Genomic DNA, 23,165 nt, shown 5'->3' on the forward strand with positions numbered 1-23,165 from the left:
TGTGTAGCTGACCGAATCCGCATCGATCGTATCCCCTTGACGATACCGTCGAGAAGTACTTGCGTTAAAAAGGGAGTAGCAGGATCTCAAACCTGCACGACAAATGCACAGACAACTCATCGGGATATCGTGAACAGCGTCGCGAAAGGAGTCACTGATTCTCGTGGCACAGCGTGTTGCTTTTTTGGTCACTGACAACTATGAGCCTTCAGAATTGACCGAACCCTGGAAAGCTGTAGCCGAAGCAGGGGCTGAGCCAGTGCTGGTTTCTCCGAAGCAGCAGGAAGTATCCGGTAAAGAAGGTGCCCACACCCAGGCGGTTGACCTTGAGGTGGCCCAGGCGAAGGCAGAGGATTTCGATGCTCTCGTTCTACCCGGTGGCACCGGCAATGCTGATGCGATCCGTCTGGATGAGGACGCCGTGGCTTTCACTCGCGGGTTTTTCGACCAAGACAAACTCGTGGCCGCAATTTGCCACGGCGCATGGATTCTGACCGATGCTGAGGTACTCCAGGGTCGGAAGCTCACGAGCTTCCCCTCACTGAAAACCGATCTACGCAACGCCGGGGCAACCTGGGTGGACGAGGAGGTTGTCGTCGATGGCAAGCTTATCTCCTCGCGCACCCCGGCAGATCTGGACGCCTTTAACCGCGAGATTGTCAACAAACTCGGGTAATCACGTGGTTACTCACCAAGTCGCTGTGCCACCAGTGCTTTGTGCTGGTGGTACTGCTCGGCGAGGGCGCCGATGATGGATGCTGCCGGCTCCACGGCGTCAATTTGTCCCACGCCTTGGCCGGAACCCCAGATATCTTTCCAGGCTTTCGCGCCACCGTTATTCCAGTCCATGGTGGAGGAGTCTCGTTCAGCCAGGTGGTCGGGATCTAGGCCGGCAGCGGTGATACTGGGTTTCAGGTAGTTTCCGGCAACGCCCGTGAAAGCCGAGGTGTAGACGACATCTGCGGCAGCAGAATCAAGCACCATCTGCTGATATGCATCGGGCACGTTCGCTTCCGTGGCAGCAATGAACTTCGTGCCGACATAGGCAAAATCTGCGCCGAGGACTTCGGCGGTGAGAATCGACTGCCCGGAGGCAACAGAACCGGACAGTGCAATCGGCCCGTCGTAGAAGCGACGGATTTCTGGGACCAAAGCAAACGGGCTGGTAGCTCCTGCGTGACCACCCGCACCTGCACAGACCAGGATCAGCCCATCGACGCCAGCCTCGATAGCTTTACGTGCGTGCCGAACGGTGGTGACATCGTGGAAAACTAATCCTCCATAGTCGTGGACTATTTTGACGACCTCGGTGGGAGCGTGCAAAGACGTGATCACGATCGGAACTCGGTGCTTGACACAGACGCCAAGATCGTCCTGGAGGCGCTCGTTCGTGGGGTGGACGATCAAATTCACCGCATAAGGAGCAATGCGACGTTCTGGCTCTTGTTCTTTGAGGGAAGCAAGTGTCGTTTCGATCTCGTTAAGCCAGACCTCAAACTGTTCCTGTGGCCTGGCATTCAACGCTGGAAACGATCCGATAACGCCATTGCGACACTGTTCAATGACCAGTTTCGGATTCGAAATAATGAACAGGGGTGCACCGATGACTGGCAACGTCATGTTCGCTTTGAGTTCTTCGACTACCGTCACGGCTTTTTCTCCCTTGGTTGAGCTCTTTCGGAGGTGAGCTTGGCGCTTCGCAGAGCCCATGCCCGCTGACTAGTGTAAGTGATTTTCACCATATGTCACGAGGCTGTGGCGCTGTGGCTTGTCACGTTGTTTGAATTTGCGCAACAAAAAAGTGGCCCGGACGCTATCGCATCCGGGCCACCTCTCATCACTCACACCTTGAAGAGGTTGATATCAACTCTAAGAGGCTTCGATGTGAAGAGGCTTGAGTCAAGGTTAAAGGAATCTGGGAATCTGACGATCTTTTCGGTACTGCGAAGGGTGCTTCGTTGTTAAAGAGCACGCAATGCGGGCGATCTACCGGCGCGCGGTGGAGAGTCGGAGAGAACCTCGAAACTGGTGCGCCACGCTTAGCTGTTCCCTTTACACAGTGGGGCACATGTGCTGAAACAATTGTTGGATGGACGGCGATGGCGTGGCTGGATAACTCGCCGGTTACGGGCTAGACCGGGATCGTGACCGGACTGGTCGTGGATGATTTGACCGTGGATAGCTCATGGTCGAACGAAGTCTGTTGCGTCAAAGAATCGGCCCGGATACTTGGGGGAGTATCCGGGCCGATCACTATCACTCATCACTCACACCTTGGAGGCGCTGGTTCCAGTCTAAGATGCGAATATGTGAGGACCCTTGGAACCGGGTCACCAGTTGCTGGCAATTCTGAGTTCGCGCGAGAACTTCAGGAACGGGAGCATGAGATAATAAGAGTACGTAGTGGTCACAACAGCTTTCGGATCAAGAGGAATGTGATGAAGTACTTGTCTACCCCCGGATTGTTCGCTGGAGTCTGGACCGGTGTGTTGTTCGCCTTTATGTTCAGCGTCGACTTTAACTTCTTATTGGCCCTGATTTTTGGGTTGGTCCTCGGTCTCGTCGTGACTGTTGTCTTCAACCTGGGTGCACCCACCGATCAAGAGCCGTGGGCTAAGCGGGCGCGGAACAAGGGCGAGACTGCAGTCTAGCCTAGAAGTCACAACAAAAAGGGCCCCTCACGTACCTGCCAGAGCCTTCCTACCCTTGCTACATTCCTGTCCTGGGGGAGTTCAGAAAGATGACACCACGTGAGGAGCCGTGACCTATCGTATCAGGTCATGACAAGAGCCGGGCGCAGGAGTCATTCAGGTACCGTCGGTGCGCATTTTGAAAACGTGTCATGATTTCAGCTATGCTTGAATCTGCTCTTGCACGAAGACGGCATGTGTTCGAGTGAGAGCCCAAGGAGGATTCGCATAGCGGCCTAGTGCGCACGCCTGGAACGCGTGTTGGGTTAACAGCCCTCAGGGGTTCAAATCCCCTATCCTCCGCGTATGACCCCGGGAACCGTTGAGTTTCCGGGGTTTTTCGTCGCAAATAAAGGGAAGTAACGGAATTGGCTTATCTCAGGTTGTTCCAGGATATGCGCCAAAGTACCCTAAAACTAGGGACAGCACATAGGGACATGGCACGACCTGAGAAGCTACCTCGAGGGATCACGTTCAGGCGAGGTAAGTACAGGGTCAGAATGAGCTACTTAGGCGTGCAGCATGAGATAGGTCAGTTTGATCGGCGACAGGACGCAGAGAAAGCTCTTGAGATAGCTAAGGGACAGAAAGCTATGGGTATTTTCGTCCCCCGGCCAAACTGAAGCAACAGCGAAAGGCTCAGCGACAGGCTGAAGAAAAACAGGCGGTCAAGGACGCTAGAACAGTGCGTGACCTCGGCGACGCGTGGTTGACACGGTTGGAAGAATAGAGCCGGAGTCTTGGCACCCTGTACATGTACAAACGACTACTTGAATGGCATGGCCAGTCTATTGTCGGTTTTTTGGATTCAAGATGGCGTCGATATTGATGGGGCAGGTCTGCTATGACATGCCCCATCAATATTTGTGAGTTGCTTTGTTGCAGGGTCGGTTTAGGCCGACCTATTTTATTTGTGTTTTAGGAGTGAGCGCGACGACGTGCTGCGATGAGTGCAGCTGCACCACCGGCAATTGCGAGGGCGCCCGCGCCGGCGAGTACGCCGGCGGTGGCACCGGTGTTAGCCAGGGTGTCTCCGCCACCCTGCTGACCGGAACCTGCGGCTACGACTTCCTTGTCGCCAGAGCCTTTGTCGCCAGAGCCTTTGTCGCCAGAGCCCTTGTCGTCGGAGTCCGAGCCGTTGTCGGCGCCAGAGCCGTCTTTATCTGCCACGACGGTGAAGTTGACGGTGCAGTCTTTGGCTGGTTCTCCGTTGCCCTGCGTGCCGTCAACAGTTACGGTGTAGTCGCCAGCGGCCAGTGCGGTCTGGGTTCCTTCCCCGGGTGCCTCGTCTTCGTTACGGGTCTCCTGGCCCAGATTGAAGGCGAAGAATCCTTCTTCGTCGGCTTGATCCGAGAACTCAGCGTTGTCGACGTCTGAGTCAGTGGAGACTGCCCAGGTGTACTGAGATCCGGGTTCCAGGCCTACGCCGGCGAAATCGACGCCGGACAAGGTTTCACCCTGGGCCAGGGTGTTGTCTTCGCGGGGGCTACTGCCGGCTGAATCAACGATCCACACATCACAGGTATCCGGCAGTTCCGTATCAGTAGGCGACGGCTCGTCGGTGGGTTCGTCGGTGGGTTCGTCGGTGGGTTCGTCGGTGGGCTGGTCGGTTGGGTCGTCGATGGGAAATTGTGCACCGTTGCCGGGCTCATTGGTGTCAGCGATAGCCGGGCTGATCATCAGGCCACAAGACAGCGCAGTTGCGGATCCGAATCCGACGATTGTCGCCAGAACGCTCTTTTTGGATGAAGTAGACATGGGGCTCTCCTTAGTGGAATGAAGTTGTGCCTAAAAGAATTGAGGGAATGAACTACCCGGAGGCTGAGCGACCCTCTCGAGTCAAGACTTTGGCTCGAACTCAAAATCAAGGGTATAAGCACCTCGTGGGAGGTACAAGGGCTTTTTGTCAAACTTCGGCGGTATCGCAGGGATGTAGCTTCGATTCTGGTCAGGCAGTCTCCGGCAAACTGGCTAGTCAGGATGATATTTTTTTGACTTTTAGGGTGGCTGTGCAATCTTTTTTAACCGAAGACTATTATTCTCATTTCTGACGCCGGGTGCGCGCGTTCCGACCTTGAGGCGTTCGGTATCCTGTACGTTTCATTATTTGACTTTTGATCCGGGGGTCGGCGCCATCTGGTTATTGTTAGCTATGTGGTAACTAATCATTAACTATTGGTTAATTATTTCATTTCGGTTAGTTAAGGATCATCGACTCATCGTGGCCCGGAAGTACGAGTGGCATGAGCGGATTCTCGGCTACTAGAAACCGGGGTTAGCACTATCGTTGACGGTGGGGAAAGTGGAGGATTACTCATCGGTGGTGGGACCGTTCTACAAGGTATCTTCGACGCCGATGTTTTCTCTGTCTGGGGTTGAATGGGCTCGTTACTCCTCCTCTCCCAGCGATGTAGCCCGGATTGGTAACTCATCGGAGAACGTGGCGTCGCGCTGACCGTCGTCCTTACTGCGCTCGGCGGGTTCTGCCGCCGGAAACGTGCCATGATTTGTTGTCCGAAGGCTAACCTGTCGGTGCGCATAGGGGTACGAGCCTGGTCGTCGTTATCTTCGGTGTTTTCCGTTCTTCCGTCAGGCTTCCGTTAGGGCCGACGGGCTTCGGTTTACCAGGTTGTCGGAATCGTCAACACGGGGTACCGCTAGTATCCGCGAAAGCTGGAATTGGGGGCGCTAGGCAAGCCTGCAGCAACGCTACACCCTGGGCTTGCGACAAGAACACGCCAAGGTGCCTCGCGAAGTCCATTCTGTTCCGTGTGAATCTTGCGCTCGCCGTTCGCGTGTAACTATGATGTACGTCACATTAGCTCGGGTGAGGTGGAGATCAAAACCTCTTTCGCGACGGGGATAGATAGGACGAATTCAGATGCCACATGTGCCAGAACTGAGAGAACTACTAGCGAATGCTCCGAAGAATTGGGGACGTTGGGGTGCGGACGATGAGGTGGGCGCCCTGAATTTTCTCACCAGAGATGAGGTGCTCCGGGGTATCAAAGCTGTGTCAGAGGGCGAGGTTCTCACCCTGCAACGCATGATTGGTGATCCGAAAGGCGACCCGGTTTTCCCAGGGCGCGAACCAGCCAAGCTAGAGATGATTACCGATGAGTCGTCCTGGGATGCTGGCACGGGCCCAGAGTTCCCCGGCGGTATGCACTATGCCGATGACAAAATGTTGGCGTTCTTGCAGGGATCAACCCAGTACGACGCTCTGGGACACGTCTGGTACGACGGAACGCTGTGGAATGGCTACGATGCACGCACCACGGTTGGTGGTTTAGATAGAGCGAGCGTCGCCCCCATTGCGCAACGTGGTGTGGTGGGGCGAGGAGTCCTTCTCGACATAGCTCGGTATCGAGGCGTGGAATCACTCAATGCCGGGGAAACCTTCGACCACGAGGAGCTTTTAGCTTGTGCAGAACACCAGAACATCACGCTCGAGAAGCACGACATTGTGGTCATCCGCACCAATTACCTCCAACGGTTCCACGATGAGGGGGAGTCCTTCTATGAGGATTTCTGCGAACCGGGCTTGGCCTATTCTCCGGATCTTGTGGAATGGTTCCATGAGATGGAGATCCCCAATTTGGTGACCGATTTGATTGGTAACGAGGTCACGTTCGATCCTGCCACCGGGGTTGCTTTGGTGCTACATAATGCGCTGATGCGCAACCTGGGGGTTGTTTTTACCGAAATTTGCGACCTCGAAGAGCTGGCAGAGAAATGTCACGCTGACGGTAAGTACGACTTTCTCTACACTGCCGCGCCACTGAAGATTCACCGCGCTACCGGGTCTCCGGTGAACCCCCTCGTGATTCGATGAGTACTCTCACCGCGACTCCTCGTGGCGTCACGACGAACTACGACCGGTCGTGATCTTTTGCACTGCCCGGGCCAGGTGCAAAGCAGCTTCAGCAGCTTCTCGGCCTTTGGACTCGCGCGCCCCGGCTGCTCCCGAACGATCCCAGGCTTGTTGCTCGTTGTCTACAGTCAATACTCCAAATCCGACGGGTTTGCCGGTATCGAGCTGGACCCGGGTGAGCCCCTGTGTGACAGCACTGGAGACATAGTCGAAGTGCGGAGTTTCTCCACGGACGATGACCCCAAGACAAACCGCGACATCATATCCCGTCTTTAAGGCAACCTGGGTAGCCAGGGGAAGTTCGAAGGAGCCGGCCACGGTAAAAGTTTCCGCTTCGGCCCCGGACTCGATGATGGTCGTGATTGCCTCCTGTTGCATGGTCGAGATGACGTGGTGATGCCAACTGGCGGCGATGATGGCTACGTTAAGACCCTCAGCATTCACGGAAAGCTGGGGCGCTCCTGCAGAGCTCATGCGGACAGGTTCCTCTCTGTACTCTGATCTGTGGCGGGACCTACGGATTGCGCCGAGGAAACTCCGGCGGTCGTCACAGACTGGGTGTTGGTCGTGATGGTCAAGGTCTGGGGGAGTGTATGGCCCATCTTGTCGCGTTTATCGCGCATGTATTGGACATTAGTGTCATGAATGTTGACCACCAGGGGCACGGTATCGACGACGGTAATACCTTCGCTGGTGAGCTGAGCGACCTTCTCGGGATTATTCGTCAACAGTCGCACCCGCGTCATACCGAGCTCGGCCAGGATCTCGGCAGCCACCTCGTAATTGCGGGCATCGGCTGGTAAGCCCAGCTGAAGATTGGCCTCCACGGTATCCAGTCCTTGTTCCTGCAGGGCATAGGCCCGCAGTTTGTTGGCCAGTCCAATACCGCGCCCTTCGTGGTCGCGCAGATAAATTACTGCGCCGCCCTCGGCGTGGATCTGCGCTAGAGAGGCATCGAGTTGCGGACCACATTCACACTTCAGCGAGCCGAAGACCTCACCGGTGATGCACTCGGAATGGACTCGCACTAACGGGACGTCGCGCCGGTCTTCGGCGTTGGCCGAACCCGGCGCTGTCACCGCCAAATGGTCAATGCCCTGCTGGCGATCCCGATAGGCCCTGATCCGGACATCACCGTGGATCGTGGGGACCAGCGTGTCGGCCAGCAGCGAGACCCGGCGGTGGGCGCGGTGCTGTACTGGTGAGGTGCCCGACTGCAAGTGCTGGGAGGCGTCAGTGGCATGGCGGGGATCGCGCTCATTGAGGTAATCAATCAGCTTCTCGATCGTGGTCACCGGAACCTGTTCGGCAGCACCGAGTTCTTGTAGCTGCGGCAGACGCATCATCTCACCGTCATCGGCGACAATTTCGGCAATGACCGCCACCGGGGCCAGGCCGGCCAGCTTCATTAATTCCACCGAGGCCTCGGTGTGGCCCGGGCGGACCCGCACCCCACCGTCCACGGCACGTAAGGGGAGCACATGCCCGGGACGGGTCAGGTCTGCTGGCACACCGCAGGGGTCGGCCAGCCGGTGGAATGTGGTCATCCGGTCATGGGCTGAAATCCCGGTCGTGATTCCTTCGGTGGCATCGACGGTGACGGTATAGGCGGTGGCTTGGGGATCCTGACTGTGCTCGACCATCATCGGCAGATCTAACCGATCGGCGATCTCGCGCGTCATCGGTGCGCACAGCAACCCCGAGGAATGTTTGACTGCCCAGGCGATCGACTCTTGGGTAGCCAGCTGGGCGGAAATGATGACATCGCCCTCATTTTCGCGGTCTTGATCATCAGCGACAATAACCGGCCGGCCTGCTTTTAAGGCGGTGACCGCCTCGTCAATGGATGCTAAGGACAACAGATGCCTCCGTTCAGAACGATAGGGTGATACCTCAGTTGGCTGAGGTGCGGTCGAAGGGGACGATGAGTGAGCGGTCGAATTGGGCCAGGCGCGCTAGGTGCCGGGCTAGAACATCGGTCTCTAGGTTGACCGCGTCCCCGGGGCCGAGTTGCCCCAGCGTGGTGGCCCGCAAGGTTTCGGGGATCAGCGAGACCTCAAACCAGGGAGTCGTTTCAGCCGGTGCTGACACGGCGGAAACGGTCAGGGAAACGCCGTCGACGGTGATCGATCCTCGATCCACGATCAGTGGGGCAACCGTTGTGGTCGCCGCATCCTCGAGTAATGCGAACCGGATCTTGCGCCATTGCTGGCCGGGGTGGATTTCGGCGACCACTGCGCGGGCATCGCAGTGGCCCTGGACCACATGCCCACCGAGTCGAGCATCCGCCCGCAGGGCCCGCTCCAGATTCACCGGAGCCCCGGCGCCTAAGTTGCCCAGCCCGGTAACGGCCAGAGTTTGGGCCATCACGTCCAGGCTGATCTCGGTGTCAGTGTGGTCAACGACGGTCAAACACACGCCATTGACGGCAATCGAGTCCCCGTGGCTGGCATCGGCTGCCACCAGCGTGGAGCGGACGCGCAAGCGTTGGCCATCTCCATCGGGGGTGAGATCGAGGACCTCTCCGAGGTCTTCCACCAGTCCGGTAAACATCAGGGCCTCCTGTCAGATGAGTAAGCGATTGAGTGGTGCTCTTCTGTGGTTGATGGTATGACGTATGGGGCGGGAGTTGCGATCGTCACGTGATCCGCACCCAGCTGGTGGCGCTCGCGGATGATCAGCGGGGATGCCTGCTCCAGGCTGGTGACGCCGATATCGTCCAGGGCAGTGCGCGGTCCTCCCAGCAGCACCGGTGCGGTGTAAATCAGGAATTCATCCACGAGGTGTTCCCGGATCAGGGAGGAGATCACGCGTGGTCCCCCATCAACCAGCACGCTGGTGATGCCCTGATCCCGCAGGGAAGCGAATTCGAGCAGCAGTTCACCCGGGTGTTGCGGTGTGAGGCGCACGGCGGAATGCAGTCCGCGAGCTGCCAGAGCAGGGCTACGGTGCACGGCTGCCGTATCGGGAATATCCCGTGAGCCGAGAACGATCGGCACCGGTTGCTCGTCGGCGGGCACCAAGAGCTCTCCCTGCGCAGTACGAGCGGTGAGAGCGGGATCATCGGCCAGCACGGTTCCGGTGCCGACCAGGATGGCGTCGGCCGCGGCGCGACGACGGTGCGCATCAGCGCGTGCTGTCGGACCGGTGATCCACTGACTGGTGCCATCGGGTGCGGCTATTCGGCCGTCTACAGATTGCGCCCACTTCACCGTGATCTGCGGGCGGGAGAGCGTGAGGCCCAGCCAGGTGCCCAACAGGCGGTATCCGGCGACGGGATCGACCGGTCCGATAACTTGCACACCGTGGCTGGCCAAGAAGTCTGCGCCCCCGCGTGCGGTGGGGGTGGGATCGTCCATCGCGTAGACCACTGTGGCAATCCCGGCCTCGAGCAGTGCCTGGGCACACGGGCCGGTACGACCGGTGTGGTGGCAGGGTTCTAGCGTGATGACGGCGGTGAGCTCATGGCCACGGTCGGCCCAGGAAGCAGGTAGTTGCCTGAGTGCCTCCACTTCAGCGTGGTCGGTTCCAGCACCACGATGCCACCCCTCGGCCCGGATTCGGCCGGCGGGATCGATCAGCACACACCCCACCTGTGGGTTGGCGGTGTCGGCCGGGCCGAAGCGGGCGATCTGGAAGGCACGATCCAGCGCTATCCGCCTGTGGGCGCGTGCTACCGTGGAGAAAGAGTTCTCGGTGTTCATCATCTTCTCTGATCATGATTCCCGGCTCGGTGAGCCGGTATGCACCGAGGGAAGGCAACCCCTACATAAAGGGTGCCATTGTTGCAATCATCGTGTTCCTTTTATCCGGACTCGCGCCTGAGGCGCATCACCGTCGGTCTCGGAATTTCGCCGAGTCGGCCTCGCGGGTGCGAGGTTCGCGGACTGTCACCGCCGGTTCGGATTCTCACCGACCCCCGGAACATGAGGGTCATCTTACTCTGGTTTCGTCGTGTGTGCACCCGCAGGGTCATGTCGACTGTCATATTTCTGCACCCTGACATCAGGCGGGTGGCGCGGGGGCCGAGTGGAGACACAGTTGAGGCCCATGAACGCCCTCACGATGGGGCAGATCACGGGCCTCAACGGGATCTGTCTAGGACACCAGATGAGCGCGGTTCTTAGTGTTCGTTGTGGATACGCACCAGACGTTCATTGGTGAAGCCCTGCAGTGCCCACCGTTCGTTTTCACGACCGTAACCGGAGCGGTTAATACCGCCGAAGGGGTACTCGGGGCTGGACTCTTGGTGAGCGTTCACCAGGCACATACCGGCGTTGATCCGCTCGGCGAACTCGCGACCCTTCTCGGGGTCCTGAGTCCAGACCGAAGACATCAGGCCGTACTCGGTGGAATTAGCGATGCGCAGGGCATCTTCTTCGTCCTCGGCCTTAAAGATCATCACGGCCGGTCCGAAAACTTCGGTTTGACCCAGCGTGGAGTGCGGATCAATATCGGTCAGCAACGCCGGGGACATCCAGGCGCCGGGGCGATCCAGTTTTTCGCCACCGAAGCGTAGGGTTGCGCCGTCGGCGACACCGTTGTGAATCTGTTCGAGGACCTCGTCACGGGCCTCTACTGAGGAGAGCGGGCCCATGTCGGTCTCGGGATCGTCGTAGGGGCCGACCTTGACATCAGCCAGCGCCTTTTCGGCAGCGGCGACGAAATCGTCGTACAGCTCCTTGACCACGATCATCCGCTTCGGGGAGGTGCAGACCTGACCGGCGTTCGAGGTGCGAATACCAACCAGCTTCTTGGCCAGGGCGTCCACATCGTTGGTGTCTAGCACCACGGCCGGGTCGTTACCGCCCAGCTCTAGCACCGAGCGCTTGTAGTATTTGGCTGCCACGGAGGCCACCGACGCGCCGGCACTTTCCGAACCGGTCAGGGAGAAGCCCTTGACACGGAAGTCTTTCAGCACTTCTTCGGTGTCGGAAGAGTTCAGGTAGATGTTGGTGTACACACCCTGGGGCAGTCCAGCTTCTTCCAGCAGGGTCTGGAACATCTGCGAGGACTCAGGACAGATCGAAGCCTGCTTCATCAAAATGGTGTTACCCACCATCAGGTTCGGCAACACGAACCGAGCGATCTGGTTATACGGGAAGTTCCACGGCATGATGCCCAACAGCACACCGAGCGGGTCGTGCTTGACGTAGGTACGGTCCGCCACGGGAGCATCCGGCAATTCGGTGGTCTCCAAGAACTCTGCGGAGTGCTCGGCAAACCAGCGGGCCGTGCGGGCAACCTTATCGACCTCCGCCTTGCCTTGGGGGAGTGGCTTGCCCATTTCACGCCCGATGATGTGCGCCAGCTCTTCGGCACGTTCATCCAGGAGATCTGCGAACCGGTTCAGAATCTCAGCACGCTTGCTCAGGTCGGTCTGGGACCAGGATTCGTAGGCCTGATAGGCCGTGTCAATGATGACGGGAATCTCTTCGGTGGTCAGTGAGTCGAAAGTCTTTTCAACTTCACCCGTGTTGGGGTTTGTGACTGCGTATTTGCTCATGGTTCCAGCAAACACTGGAAAACCGATTTGGTAAAGGGGCATCGCGCCCCGGACGCCGTATTCATGCGAAAAGCGTAAAAATTTCTGCGTCTTTAACGAGATTAACGACACCTCGCCAGCCCGCGTCTCCGTTGTGGCCCGCGTGTGAGAGGTCGCGTGTGCGCGTGAGCGCCTCAGACAGCGGGCTAGTCTTCCAGATCAGCCGGAGATAGCCGTTCCCCTGGTTCCGGTCCGGTGGTCGCAGCACCGGCAAAGGCTTGGGCGATCTGCATCCACAGCTTTGCGGTGTCACCCTCGATGTTGAGGTCGGCATCGGCAAAGTGTCGACGCTGCGTAACTACCGCGCAGAAACCCCAGGCGGAACCAATAACGCGGTTCTCGGCATCAGGGTCACCAAAACTCAGGTCAGGGCCGACCTGTAAGGACAGCTGGACATAAATTGGCTCCTGCGGTGGCGTGTGGCCGTGCAACGTGAACGCGAAGTCACGGGTCTTCACACCGAGCTCGGCAACCGAAGCTTCGGCTTCGTTGCGGGGCTTGGTCCACCCCACAGCGTCGTAGATGTCCAAGCTGTGGGCCCAGAGCTCCATCGTGCGAGCCTGGGCCATGCTGGTGGGGCTCATGGGGCGGGCCAGCCAGGCGATTTTCGTCTCCTGATCGTCGCCGTATTCTTTCAAGCGGGTCAGTAATTCGTGATGAGTTGTCGTCCACTGATTCAGCAGCTCGGCAGGCTCCTGCTCAGCTAGTCGGTGGGCTTCAGCATCAACGTGCTTGGTGAACGCCTCTGGGTCACTACCTTGAGCCAGCGCCACCACCTGTTGAAAGCGCTCGTCGTTGTCGATGGCCGACAGACAGAGCTGATCGGTCCACACTAAGTGACCTAATTGGTCGGCAACGGTCCACCCCTGACTAACGGTAGCTTGTCGCCACTGCTCGTCGGGGATGTCTTGGAACAGTTTGTCAACCTCGGCGATTTCGCGTTCAAGTAGCACAACGGCCTCAGACAGTTTCATAAGTTTCCTTGCTTCCAGGGCGACGACGTGACCCTCCGGGCTGAAGTAGGGCGACATCGGTGCGGTGATGGGTGGTCAGATTGACTCCCTTACTGTCCAGTGTAAGCTCGTTCACACGGCTTTGTCTGCTAGGTCCATCATCATCTCTGTGGCCTCTCACTCCGGGGCGAGCATCACACGGGTGCCCGCCATGGACGTGTGCGCCACGGCCAGGACCCTGTGAATCAATGTTTTACGCCCCAAGTTTCAGCTCAGAGTGAACGCGTGTTGTGATCACCCGATGGGAAATTCAAAAAACTCAAGCCGTTTTCTTGGGGTCTCATGATTTGTGGGCACATAACACCGCACTATGTGATCGTTACCTTCTGGCTTCTGATCATAGGCTTCTTGTTCGTCTGGACGGAATGGTTGACGCATTATGTGCAGTAAATCTCATTGCATTATCTGCCCGGTTGGGTAGTTTTATCTCATCCGAATTTGTGGAGCCAAGATCTGAATTATGAGATATTCCCCTGAAAGTTTGTTATTATCATTAGCTGGTGACCTTTTTGTGGCATCTCCCGCAAGGGATCGCCTTCTTGATTTTGCATGTCAACCCAAGGGAAGCGTGTATGACATCATCGCCACACATCTCGGAGCAACCGGAGCCAACAGGTAGTGCAGGCCAGTCCGATGCCCCGGTGATTCGGGTACAGAATGTTTATAAGGTTTTCGGTAAACGTCCCGAACGAGTCGTCGAGAAAATCAAGGCCGGTGCTGACCGAAAAGACATTGGGTCTGAGGGTGTTGCCGCGGTGATTGACGCTTCCTTTGAGGTGAAGCCCGGTGAAATTTTTGTTGTGATGGGGCTATCTGGTTCCGGAAAGTCAACCCTGATCCGAACCCTGAACGCGTTGCAACCGGCCACCTCGGGCACTGTTGAAGTCATGGGGCAAGACTTGGCTCAGCTGTCGAAAAACCACCTGAGAGATCTGCGAGCCAGGCACATGTCGATGGTCTTTCAGCACTTCGCATTGCTGCCGCACTGGACCGTGCTCGATAACGCCGCCTATGGGTTAGAAATCCAGGGTTACGGTCGAAAAGAACGTCAGGAGATGGCTGCGCAGGTGCTGGCCTCGGTCGGTTTGGCCGGCTGGGAAAAGCGCTACCCGAGTGAACTCTCGGGCGGTATGCAACAGCGTGTGGGACTGGCTCGGGCGTTGGCCTCGCAGACCGATGTGATGCTGATGGATGAGGCCTTTTCAGCCTTGGACCCGTTGATCCGGCGTGAGATGCAGGAAGAAATGATCTCCTTGCAACGTGAGCTACATCGGACCATCGTGTTCATTACCCACGATCTGAACGAAGCCATGTACATGGGTGATCGTATCGCGGTGATGAAGGAAGGCCGCATCGTCCAGATCGGTACGCCCGAAGAGATCCTCTCGGTTCCCGCCAATGACTATGTCGCCTCCTTCACCGCGGATGTGGATCGGTCTCGGGTTCTCACCGCGCAATCGGTCATGGTTCCGCCTGCGGAGCTTTCGGAAGCAGAAATTACCAGCTTCGGGCGCACACACCGCAGTGTCAAGCCCGGGGCGACTTTGCAGGAGATCGTCCCGGTTGCCGTGGAAGCCGACGGCCCGGTTGCGGTTGAAGGCGAGGACCATGGCAAACGGGTGAAGGTCGGTTATGTCCGCGTCTCGCGTCTGCTGGAGGCCATGAGCCCTCAGCGCTCGGAAACACTGTCAGAGCGTCTGGAGTCAGCTGAGACCACCGACCCTGCGGACGCCCCGCCAGATGCCTCGGTTGGTCGCCACGCTGAACAAATCGATCCGTCGCCTGCTGGCGATACCGATCGCCACAAGACCGCTGGGGGTGATGCGCTGTGAGCTCGACACTGTCTGCTCTCATCCCGGCTTCGGACATCACCTGGTTCGAATTCGAGTCCATTAACGACTTCCGCTTCGGCGTCGGCGAAGCCATTGAAGCCGGTCTGGACTGGTTGCTTGGCACTTTTTCGGAAGCGTTCTCAATCGTGCGCACCACGCTGGCGACGCTCAACGACCTGCTGGTCGGTCTGCTCACCTGGCCTGACTGGTGGGCGGTAACCCTCGTCCTGGCCGGGCTGGGCTGGATCGTCAAGTCCTGGAAACTAGCGCTAGGCACCGCGTTGGGCTTCACCCTGATTGCCGGGATGAACATGTGGGAACATGCTATGGACAGCCTGGGGCTGGTGACGATCTCCACCTTTATTGCCGCAGTCATTGCGATCCCGCTGGGTATTCTGGCCGCCTCCTCGAATACGGCCTCGGCCATTATTAAACCGATCATGGACTTTATGCAGACCATGCCGCCGATGGTCTACCTCATTCCGGCGCTGGTGATGTTCCGTGTCGGTGTTGTTCCCGGCATGGTGGCCACCATTCTGTTCGCGATGGTGCCCGGTGTGCGTTTTACCGAATTGGGTATCCGCGGTGTGAACGCTGAAGTGGTCGAGGCCGGCCAGGCCTTCGGTGCCTCACGGTTCCGGATCCTGCGTCAGATCCAGCTTCCACTGGCCATGCCGACCATTATGGCCGGTATTAACCAGGTCATTATGCTGTCATTGTCGATGGTGGTCATCGCTGGTATGGTCGGCGCCGGTGGCCTGGGTGGCCAGGTCACGTCGGCCTTGAGCAGTATCGATGCGGGACTGGGCTTTGAAGCCGGTATCGCCGTGGTCGTGTTGGCGATGTACCTGGACCGGCTGACCGCGCTAAAGAAGAAAAGCTAACGGACCGGGTGCCTGAGTTGTACCGGTTCGGTTCATCATCCACACTGACACTAACTGGAGGTAACAGAGTGAGGAAGTTCAACAAGATCTGGAAATCCGTTGCTGCACTGTCTATCGGCGCCCTGGCCCTGACCGCCTGTGGCGAAGGCGACGGCACCGGCGACAACGGTGATGAGGACAAAGGCGAACTGACCATCGGCGTCTTCAACGGCTGGGAAGAGGGCATTGCTGTGTCCTACCTGTGGAAGCACATTCTGGAGGAAGAAGGCTATACGGTCAACCTCGAAGAGGCTGAGCCGGCCGTGGTGTTCTCCGGTGTTGCCACTCAGGACTACGACTTCACCATGGACGTCTGGGAGCCCACCACCCACGCGTCCTACCTGGATGAGTACGGTGACGACCTGGAAATGCTGGGTACCTGGAACGATGAGTCCTCGCTACAGATTGCTGTCAACGAGGACGCGCCGATTGACTCCCTGGAGGAACTGGCCGATAACGCCGATGAATTCGACAACCGGATCGTCGGTATTGAGCCCGGCGCCGGTCTGACCTCCGCCACCGAAGATGAGGTCATCCCGACTTACGGCTTGGACGGGATGGAATTCACCACCTCGTCCACTCCTGCCATGCTCCAGGAGCTGAACACCGCCATCGATAACGACGAAAACATCGTGGTGACTCTGTGGCGTCCGCACTGGGCATACGAGGCCTTCCCGGTCCGTGATCTGGAAGACCCCGAGGGTGCTCTGGGTGGTTCTGAAACCATGTCGACCTACGCCTACAACGGTTTCAGCGATGATTTCTCCGAGGTCTCTGAGTGGCTATCGGACTTCACCATGGAAAACGACCTGCTCTACGATCTCGAAGCCCAGATGTTCGCCGATAATGACGACGAGGGCGAGTACGAAAACATCGTGGCAGACTGGGTCGCGGAGAACCAGGATTACGTCGACTCCTTGACCGAGGGTGGCGACTCTGAGGATAACGGCGACGAAGAAGATGCCGGCGACGAAGAGTAAATTTTGCGTGTCGTCTCCGTCTTGGTGGGTCACTTGCTTGGTTAGGTGGCTGCAACACCGAGACTGAACACACTGCCTGTGTAGATCAACAGCGGGCCCGGCCAGAGAGTGTCTGGTCGGGCCCGCTGTGCTGTGTGCTCGGGGTTGTGCTCTAGGTCCCCAGGTGCCTCAGACGGCGACGCGGGTGTTGGCGTCAGCTGCCAGGTAGGCGTTGTAAGCCGGGATGGTCAAGAATTCAGGGAACTCTTCGGCGAAGACCACGGCGGAAAAGACCTCCTGGGCCTCAGTGATCCGATCCTGGTCTGACCGATCCGCAGCAGACACGATCTCGTTGATGAGCTCATCGACCCACTCGCGGGTTACGGTGCGTTCGGACCCCTGCGCGGTCGTGGCCGTGGCCTCGGTTCGGATCCACTGCCACAGCTGGGAGCGGGAAATCTCGGCGGTGGCAGCGTCTTCCATCAGGTCGTTGATGCTGGCTCCACCGTGACCGCGCAACCAGGCGTCCAAGTAGTGGATACCGGCCTCGATATTGGTGCGAATGCCAGCTTCGGTGATCGCCCCGGTGGTGGCTTTCACGTTCAGCAACGCCTCAGCATCCGGGACCACATCCTCTCGTTTGCGCGTGCGAATCTGGTGCGGGGTCTCAAAGAGCAACTCGTCGTAGACCCGCATGCACACCGGCACCAGATCTGGGTGAGCCACCCAGGAACCGTCGAAACCGTCCGCAGCTTCACGGGACTTCTCCTCGCGCACCTTCTCCAGAGCGATCCGGTGTTTGACGGGGTCCGACTTATCCGGCACATAGGCTGCCATCCCGCCAATGGCGTGAGCACCACGACGGTGGCAGGTACGCACCAGCAACTCGGTGTAGGCCCGCATCATCGGTTGTTGCATGGTGACATCGGAACGATCCGGGAGCACGAACTCGTCGGAGGAGTCCTGGAAGTTCTTGATGATCGAGAAAATGTAATCCCACCGACCAGCGTTCAACCCGGCAGAGTGATCGCGTAACTGATACAGAATCTCATCCATCTGGAAGGCTGCAGTGATGGTCTCGATCAACACCGTGGCCCGGATGGTTCCGTGGGGAATGTTCAGGTAGTCCTGGGACTTGGTGAACACGTCATTCCACCAGCGAGCTTCCAGATGGTGTTCCAGTTTGGGCAGGTAGAAGTAGGGGCCACGGCCCAGGTGTACCAGCTCGTGCGCGTTATGGAAGAAGAACAGCCCGAAATCCATCAGCGCTCCGGCGATCGGCTGATCTTCGACCACGATGTGGCTCTCGTCCAGGTGCAACCCCCGCGGCCGCGGGAGGATCGTTGGAGACTGCGCTAGGGCTGGTTTCTTGAGCTTGTAGGTCCGACCGGTAGTCTGGTCGGTGTGGCGGATCTGGCCACGGATCGCCTCGTAGAGGTTCCGCTGGCCTTCGATCATGTTCTCCCAGGTGGGAGTACAGGCATCTTCGAAATCAGCCAGCCAGCATTTGGCCCCGGAGTTCAGGGCGTTGATGGTCATTTTCCGATCCACCGGTCCGGCAATTTCGGCACGGCGGTCTTTCAGACCGGGTGCCAGTGGAGCAACGCGCCAGGAATCATCATCACGAATCTTCTTCGTGGTGCTCTCAAATCCCGGACGCGCCCCAGCCGCAATGGCTGCGCGCACCTGCTGACGCGCTACCAAGAGTTCTTGACGCTTGGGCTCCATCGTGGTGTGGAGGTAGGCCAGAAACTCCAGGGCCGCATCGGACAGTAGCGGCTGAGTGGCTTCGGAGACCTCGCCGAGCACGCTGACGGTCAGTCCCGAAGAGGTAGTGTAGCGAATCTGGCTGGTCATGATCATCACGTCCTATCTGGCTGGCTGATTTCTGAAGAATCAGTGGTGGTGAGGGATTAGAACTGTCCAGACTCCGTCGAACCGGCCAGAGCGACCGTGGAGGAATCCGGGTTGACAGCGGTGGAGATCGCGTCGAAGTAGCCGGTGCCGACTTCGCGCTGGTGCTTGGTAGCGGTGTAACCCTGTGGCTCGGCAGCGAACTCGCGCTGCTGCAACTCGACGTACGCTGACATCTGGCGCTCCTTGTAGCCACGCGCCAGGTCGAACATCGAGTAGTTCAGGGCGTGGAAGCCCGCCAGAGTGATGAACTGGAAGGTGTAGCCCATCGCAGCCAGTTCGCGCTGGAACTTCGCGATGGTCTCATCATCCAGGTTCTTCTTCCAGTTGAAGGACGGTGAGCAGTTGTAGGCCAGCATCTGGTCGGGGTGCTCGGCCTTGACAGCCTCGGCAAACTCACGAGCCAGCTCAAGATCCGGAGTACCGGTTTCCATCCAGATCAAATCGGCGTACTCTGCGTAGGCCTTCGCACGAGCGATGCAGGGCTCCAGGCCGTTGCGCACCTCGTAGAAGCCTTCAGCGGTGCGACCACCGGTCAGGAACTGCTGGTCGCGTTCATCGACGTCGCTGGTCAGCAAGGTGGCGGCTTCAGCGTCAGTGCGGGCGATGATCACCGAGGGAACATCGGCGACGTCGGCGGCCAGACGGGCAGCGTTGAGAGTGCGCACGTGCTGGTTGGTCGGAACCAGCACTTTACCGCCGAGGTGACCACACTTCTTCTCGGAAGCCAGTTGGTCTTCCCAGTGCACACCGGAAGCACCGGCGGTGATCATGGCCTTCATCAGTTCATAGGCATTCAGTGGGCCACCGAAGCCAGCCTCAGCATCGGCCACGATCGGCACCAGCCAGTCTTCGACAGTCTGGATGCCCTCGGAGAACTCGATCTGATCCGCCCGCAACAGTGCGTTGTTGATCCGGCGGACGACCTGCGGGACCGAGTTAGCCGGGTACAGCGACTGGTCTGGGTAGGTCTGGCCGGCCAGGTTAGCGTCAGCAGCCACCTGCCAACCAGACAGGTAGATGGCCCGCAGTCCAGCCTTGACCTGCTGAACAGCCTGATTACCGGTCAGCGCGCCCAGAGCGTTGGTCCACTCACCTTGAGGGTGCTCGGTAGTCAGTTGCTCCCAGAGCTTCTCCGATCCGCGACGCGCCAGAGTGTGCTCTTCCTGCACACGACCACGCAACTTCACGACCTCGTCGGCCGAGTAGGTGCGCTTGACGTTCGCCCAACGAGGGTTGGTGTCCCAGTCGTGCTGGATCTGCTCTGCGGAAGCGGGAGTGTGCTGTGACATGATCTGAACTCCTTGAGTGTGTATCAGTGTGGCGTCTCTTGTCGTTTTCGTGACGGTTCCGAATGGTTCGGTTCCCGTCTGGGTAGTTTCTACTCTTCCGTGTTTGTCGCCAGTGGGGCAGGGGATTGTCGAAAAAAATTGCGCTTCAGATAACCATTTGGAAAAAATTTGACTTCTTTCGAACGATTCGTCCCTCATCTGAAAATTGTGAGATGCAGAACAGAAAAAGCGACGATTTGTCGAATGGTTGCCCTCGTTCACGCCCGCGCGCCTGCGAGGGCACGTGCGCGCACGCGAACACTCCGCGACCCGGACGGCAGGTAGCAGTGTCCCACCAACGACCCGAAGTAGTTCGGGTGCCGGTGGCGGTGACCACCGAAGCAAACCGTGCAAGAATATGTAGGCCAAGGTGACAAGTAGACGATGGGAAGATGCACCATGACCTATCTCTTGCACTCCGTTGATAACGTCCAGCACGGGGCCTCGGCCCCACGATTGGAAGCACTGGAGAGTATTGAACAGATGTTCGCGCGTCTGTCGTCAGACCCCGATGCTAGGGCCCATGTGGTGGTTTCAGAACCCAGTTCGGCTGAAATTCAGCAGTGTGCCGAGTACTTTGAGCTACACGAATTAGCGGTCGAAGATACCTTGCAAGGACACCAGCGCCCCAAACTTGAACGCTACGACTCGGTACTGTTCGTCGTGCTGCACTGGGCCCAGTACGTGGACAAAACCGAAAAAATGAAGTTCGCGGAACTGCATATCTTTGTCGGCGACCGTTTCTTCTTGGTCTTCGCTGATGACCACTCACTGGCTCAGAAAGTCGTGCATTGGCTACACCGCCCCTTCCGGCGGCATGTGATGGACGCCGGGCACCCGCAAACAATGTTGTACTTCGTCTTCGACGGTATTGTTGACGGCTATGCGCCCATCATTATCGATCTCGACGATGATCTGGACGACATCGAGGACTCACTGTTTGGCGATTCGGCAACGGTGGCAACCTCGCAACGCATCTACGAGCTATTCAACGAGATCGTGAAGTTCCTGCGGGTCACTCGCCCGTTATCGCACATGATCGATCTGCTGACTCGGGGAGCCACGAAGTACGGCATGGATCAAGAATTCGCTCGTCACCTGCGTGACGTCCGCGATAATGTTACCCGTGATGTCGAACAACTCGAAGGTATTCGGGCCGCATTGCAGAATGCGCTGACCGTGGAATCTACGCTGGTGGGCCGAAAACAAAACGAGGATATGAAAAAAGTATCGGGATGGGCTGCGCTGTTCGCGGTCTCCACGGTGATTGCCGGGATTTACGGGATGAACTTTGACGACATGCCAGAACTCCATTGGTCCTTCGGATATTTGTGGGCCATTGGGCTGATGTTGACCGCGAGCCTGACCTTGTATCTGATCTTTAAGAAGAAGGGCTGGATGTAGGAGGAAAAATCCGCGGTTTTTAACTACGCTGTGATTATGGTGCAAAACACAGTAGACGATGTGACCGATACCGGCGAGGTAGCACGGCTGGATTCCGTGGTGCTGGGACGCCAATTGCGTCACCAGCGGAAGAAGGCCGGATTTACCCTGGAACATCTGGCAAGCAGGGTGGATGTTACGGCCTCTCACCTCTCCCAGATTGAGAACGGCCACCGCGAGCCGAAGCTGTCGCTGTTGTCTGCCTTGGCGACAGAACTCCGCGTCTCGGTTGACGACATGCTCTCGGCTAAACCTCCGAGCAAACGAGCAGAACTGGAAATCGCGGTGGAGAAACTCCAACGATCCCCGCACTTTCACGCCCTGGGGCTACCCGGAGTCAAGATCACTTCCCGGACTCCCACCGAGGTGCTCGAAACGATTGCGGGCTTAGCGAGCGAATTACGACGTCAAGCTGCCGAGCGGGTTGCTACGCCGGAGGAAGCTCGCCGAGCCAATGTCGCATTGCGGATGGAGATGCGTGAGCGCAACAATTACTATCCCGAGCTGGAATCAACAGCTCAAGAACTGCTGGAAGCGGTGGGCCAGCCCTCGGGGCCACTGACTCACCGCAGAATCGCAAACATTGCTGACCACCTGGGATTTTCGATCCACTTCGTCGGCTCATTGCCCCACTCCACCCGCTCGGTTACGGACCTGAAGAACCGACGATTCTATCTGCCCGGCGGACCGCACACCGACCATGACGCTCGGTCGGTCTTATTGCAGGCGATCGCGGCCTATGTGCTCGGATTCGGTGAGCCGGTGGACTATCAGGACTTCCTGAAGCAGCGGGTCTACATCAACTACTGTGCTGCCGCGTTGCTCATGCCAGAAAAATCTGTGGTCAAAGAGCTGAAGGCTGCTCATCAGAACCGAGATCTGGCCATTGAGGATCTGCGAGATGGCTACGGGGTCTCCTATGAATCTGCTGCCCACCGGTTCACCAATCTGGCGACCGAACACCTGGGTATTACCCTGCACTTTCAGAAAGTGCACCAGTCCGGAGTGGTGCATAAAGCCTACGAAAACGACGGGGTGAGTTTCCCAACAGACAGTATTGGAGCCATCGAAGGCCAGCAGATTTGTCGGTACTGGACCTCCCGAGAAGTCTTTGACGTCCAGAATCGATTCCGCGCGTTCGATCAATACACTGATACCCCGGCCGGTACCTATTGGTGCACCGCCGTGGTGGAGTCTTCCGCCTCGGGTCTTTACTCGTCCTCGATTGGGGTCCCTTTCGATCAGGCGCGGTGGTTTCGTGGTCGGGATACCACCTCGCGGTCTGTCTCGCGGTGTCCGGACCCGACGTGCTGCCGCTTGCCTTCCCCGGAACTTGAAGCCGAATGGGGTGGACATGCGTGGCCCGCGGCGCGAACTAACGCCCACATTTTGGCGGCCATGCCCACCGGTGCCTTCCCGGGTGTCGATGAAGTGGAGGTCTTCCAATTCCTTCAGGAACAATCCGGTGTCGACAACGTGTAGCGCTGTCCAGCGAGGGTGAATTCGAGCCTGACATGCCACGTGCATGTCATTCTTGCTCTGAGTGATATTTTGTGGTATGCGGCCGTTTCCGTGCTAGTATGGTGTACCTCAGTAGGAAAACAGCGAGCGCTCGGTATTCCGACACTTCGTTGCAATGCC

At 58.1% G+C, this 23,165-nt stretch carries 18 protein-coding genes, 1 tRNA gene, 1 other RNA gene and 1 riboswitch; of the genes, 9 read left to right on the top strand and 11 right to left on the bottom strand.

From position 1 onward, the window contains the following. Positions 1 to 154: 154 nt before the first annotated feature. Positions 155 to 676 carry a type 1 glutamine amidotransferase domain-containing protein gene (locus DYI20_RS02175; RefSeq protein WP_122548745.1) on the top strand — a complete coding sequence of 174 codons (522 nt, stop codon included), beginning with the start codon at positions 155 to 157 and terminating at the stop codon, positions 674 to 676. 8 nt (positions 677 to 684) lie between these two features. On the opposite strand, the gene DYI20_RS02180 is transcribed toward DYI20_RS02175, so the two are convergent. After that, the gene (locus DYI20_RS02180) at positions 685 to 1,650 is read right to left on the bottom strand and encodes an NAD(P)H-dependent flavin oxidoreductase (protein ID WP_244924643.1); all 966 of its coding nucleotides are present in this window, start codon (positions 1,648 to 1,650) and stop codon (positions 685 to 687) included. 788 nt (positions 1,651 to 2,438) lie between these two features. On the opposite strand from DYI20_RS02180, the gene DYI20_RS02185 reads away from it, so the two are divergent. Then, positions 2,439 to 2,651 (top strand): hypothetical protein, encoded by a 213-nt coding sequence (locus DYI20_RS02185; protein WP_122548746.1) that lies wholly within the window; start codon positions 2,439 to 2,441, stop codon positions 2,649 to 2,651. A gap of 15 nt (positions 2,652 to 2,666) precedes the next feature. Here DYI20_RS02185 and ffs read toward each other — a convergent pair. Continuing rightward, positions 2,667 to 2,763, bottom strand: an RNA gene (gene ffs, locus DYI20_RS02190) — signal recognition particle sRNA small type. A 144-nt stretch (positions 2,764 to 2,907) separates the two neighbouring features. Here ffs and DYI20_RS02195 point away from each other — a divergent pair. Further along, positions 2,908 to 2,993: transfer RNA gene (locus DYI20_RS02195), tRNA-Ser, on the top strand. 615 nt (positions 2,994 to 3,608) lie between these two features. Here DYI20_RS02195 and DYI20_RS12435 read toward each other — a convergent pair. After that, entirely contained in the window at positions 3,609 to 4,448 is an 840-nt protein-coding gene (locus tag DYI20_RS12435) for a PT domain-containing protein (protein WP_122548748.1), read from the bottom strand. A 1,123-nt stretch (positions 4,449 to 5,571) separates the two neighbouring features. Here DYI20_RS12435 and DYI20_RS02210 point away from each other — a divergent pair. Beyond that, positions 5,572 to 6,525, top strand: a complete 954-nt coding sequence (locus DYI20_RS02210; protein ID WP_122548749.1) for a cyclase family protein — start codon at positions 5,572 to 5,574, stop codon at positions 6,523 to 6,525. 27 nt (positions 6,526 to 6,552) lie between these two features. Here DYI20_RS02210 and ribH read toward each other — a convergent pair whose 3' ends face one another. From ribH to DYI20_RS02240, 6 genes are all read right to left on the bottom strand, one after another. Next, positions 6,553 to 7,038, bottom strand: coding sequence for a 6,7-dimethyl-8-ribityllumazine synthase (gene ribH / locus DYI20_RS02215; RefSeq protein ID WP_122548750.1), 486 nt, complete (start codon positions 7,036 to 7,038; stop codon positions 6,553 to 6,555). Beyond that, entirely contained in the window at positions 7,035 to 8,423 is a 1,389-nt protein-coding gene (gene ribB / locus DYI20_RS02220; protein WP_110099919.1) for a 3,4-dihydroxy-2-butanone-4-phosphate synthase, read from the bottom strand. The genes ribH and ribB overlap by 4 nt, the downstream gene beginning before the upstream one ends. 34 nt (positions 8,424 to 8,457) lie before the next feature. Further along, complete coding sequence (locus DYI20_RS02225; RefSeq protein ID WP_122548751.1) at positions 8,458 to 9,117, bottom strand: riboflavin synthase; 660 nt, start codon at positions 9,115 to 9,117, stop codon at positions 8,458 to 8,460. Beyond that, complete coding sequence (ribD, locus tag DYI20_RS02230; RefSeq protein WP_122548752.1) at positions 9,117 to 10,271, bottom strand: bifunctional diaminohydroxyphosphoribosylaminopyrimidine deaminase/5-amino-6-(5-phosphoribosylamino)uracil reductase RibD; 1,155 nt, start codon at positions 10,269 to 10,271, stop codon at positions 9,117 to 9,119. The genes DYI20_RS02225 and ribD overlap by 1 nt, the downstream gene beginning before the upstream one ends. A gap of 86 nt (positions 10,272 to 10,357) precedes the next feature. Beyond that, a riboswitch (FMN riboswitch) is annotated at positions 10,358 to 10,495 on the bottom strand. A gap of 192 nt (positions 10,496 to 10,687) precedes the next feature. After that, positions 10,688 to 12,070 (bottom strand): aldehyde dehydrogenase family protein, encoded by a 1,383-nt coding sequence (locus tag DYI20_RS02235; protein WP_122548778.1) that lies wholly within the window; start codon positions 12,068 to 12,070, stop codon positions 10,688 to 10,690. 185 nt (positions 12,071 to 12,255) lie between these two features. Next, on the bottom strand, positions 12,256 to 13,083 hold the full coding sequence (locus DYI20_RS02240; protein ID WP_166769898.1) for a TIGR03084 family metal-binding protein: 828 nt from the start codon (positions 13,081 to 13,083) through the stop codon (positions 12,256 to 12,258). 611 nt (positions 13,084 to 13,694) lie between these two features. On the opposite strand from DYI20_RS02240, the gene DYI20_RS02245 reads away from it, so the two are divergent. The 3 genes from DYI20_RS02245 (at position 13,695) to DYI20_RS02255 (ending at position 16,857) form a co-directional block, all read left to right on the top strand. Beyond that, a complete protein-coding gene (locus DYI20_RS02245; protein WP_110110778.1) occupies positions 13,695 to 14,954 on the top strand; it encodes a quaternary amine ABC transporter ATP-binding protein in 1,260 nt (419 codons plus the stop codon). Continuing rightward, on the top strand, positions 14,951 to 15,838 hold the full coding sequence (locus tag DYI20_RS02250; protein ID WP_334228433.1) for an ABC transporter permease: 888 nt from the start codon (positions 14,951 to 14,953) through the stop codon (positions 15,836 to 15,838). The genes DYI20_RS02245 and DYI20_RS02250 overlap by 4 nt, the downstream gene beginning before the upstream one ends. 68 nt (positions 15,839 to 15,906) lie before the next feature. Continuing rightward, a complete protein-coding gene (locus DYI20_RS02255; RefSeq protein WP_233492070.1) occupies positions 15,907 to 16,857 on the top strand; it encodes a glycine betaine ABC transporter substrate-binding protein in 951 nt (316 codons plus the stop codon). Between the two features lie 168 nt (positions 16,858 to 17,025). Here the strand turns inward: DYI20_RS02255 and aceB are convergent, their stop codons facing one another. Together aceB and aceA are read right to left on the bottom strand one after the other, a co-directional pair. Further along, positions 17,026 to 18,693 carry a malate synthase A gene (gene aceB / locus DYI20_RS02260; RefSeq protein ID WP_371682191.1) on the bottom strand — a complete coding sequence of 556 codons (1,668 nt, stop codon included), beginning with the start codon at positions 18,691 to 18,693 and terminating at the stop codon, positions 17,026 to 17,028. 56 nt (positions 18,694 to 18,749) lie between these two features. After that, positions 18,750 to 20,042: an isocitrate lyase gene (gene aceA, locus DYI20_RS02265; protein WP_110099925.1), complete on the bottom strand. Its 1,293-nt coding sequence runs from the start codon at positions 20,040 to 20,042 to the stop codon at positions 18,750 to 18,752. Between the two features lie 423 nt (positions 20,043 to 20,465). Between aceA and DYI20_RS02270 the strand changes: the two genes are divergently transcribed. Further along, entirely contained in the window at positions 20,466 to 21,485 is a 1,020-nt protein-coding gene (locus DYI20_RS02270; RefSeq protein WP_110101227.1) for a magnesium and cobalt transport protein CorA, read from the top strand. A 36-nt stretch (positions 21,486 to 21,521) separates the two neighbouring features. Further along, positions 21,522 to 23,006 carry a helix-turn-helix transcriptional regulator gene (locus tag DYI20_RS02275; protein WP_122548754.1) on the top strand — a complete coding sequence of 495 codons (1,485 nt, stop codon included), beginning with the start codon at positions 21,522 to 21,524 and terminating at the stop codon, positions 23,004 to 23,006. Positions 23,007 to 23,165 lie beyond the last annotated feature (159 nt).

Origin of the sequence: Auritidibacter ignavus (genome assembly GCF_003703835.1) — a bacterium.
GTDB classification, from domain to species: domain Bacteria; phylum Actinomycetota; class Actinomycetes; order Actinomycetales; family Micrococcaceae; genus Auritidibacter; species Auritidibacter ignavus.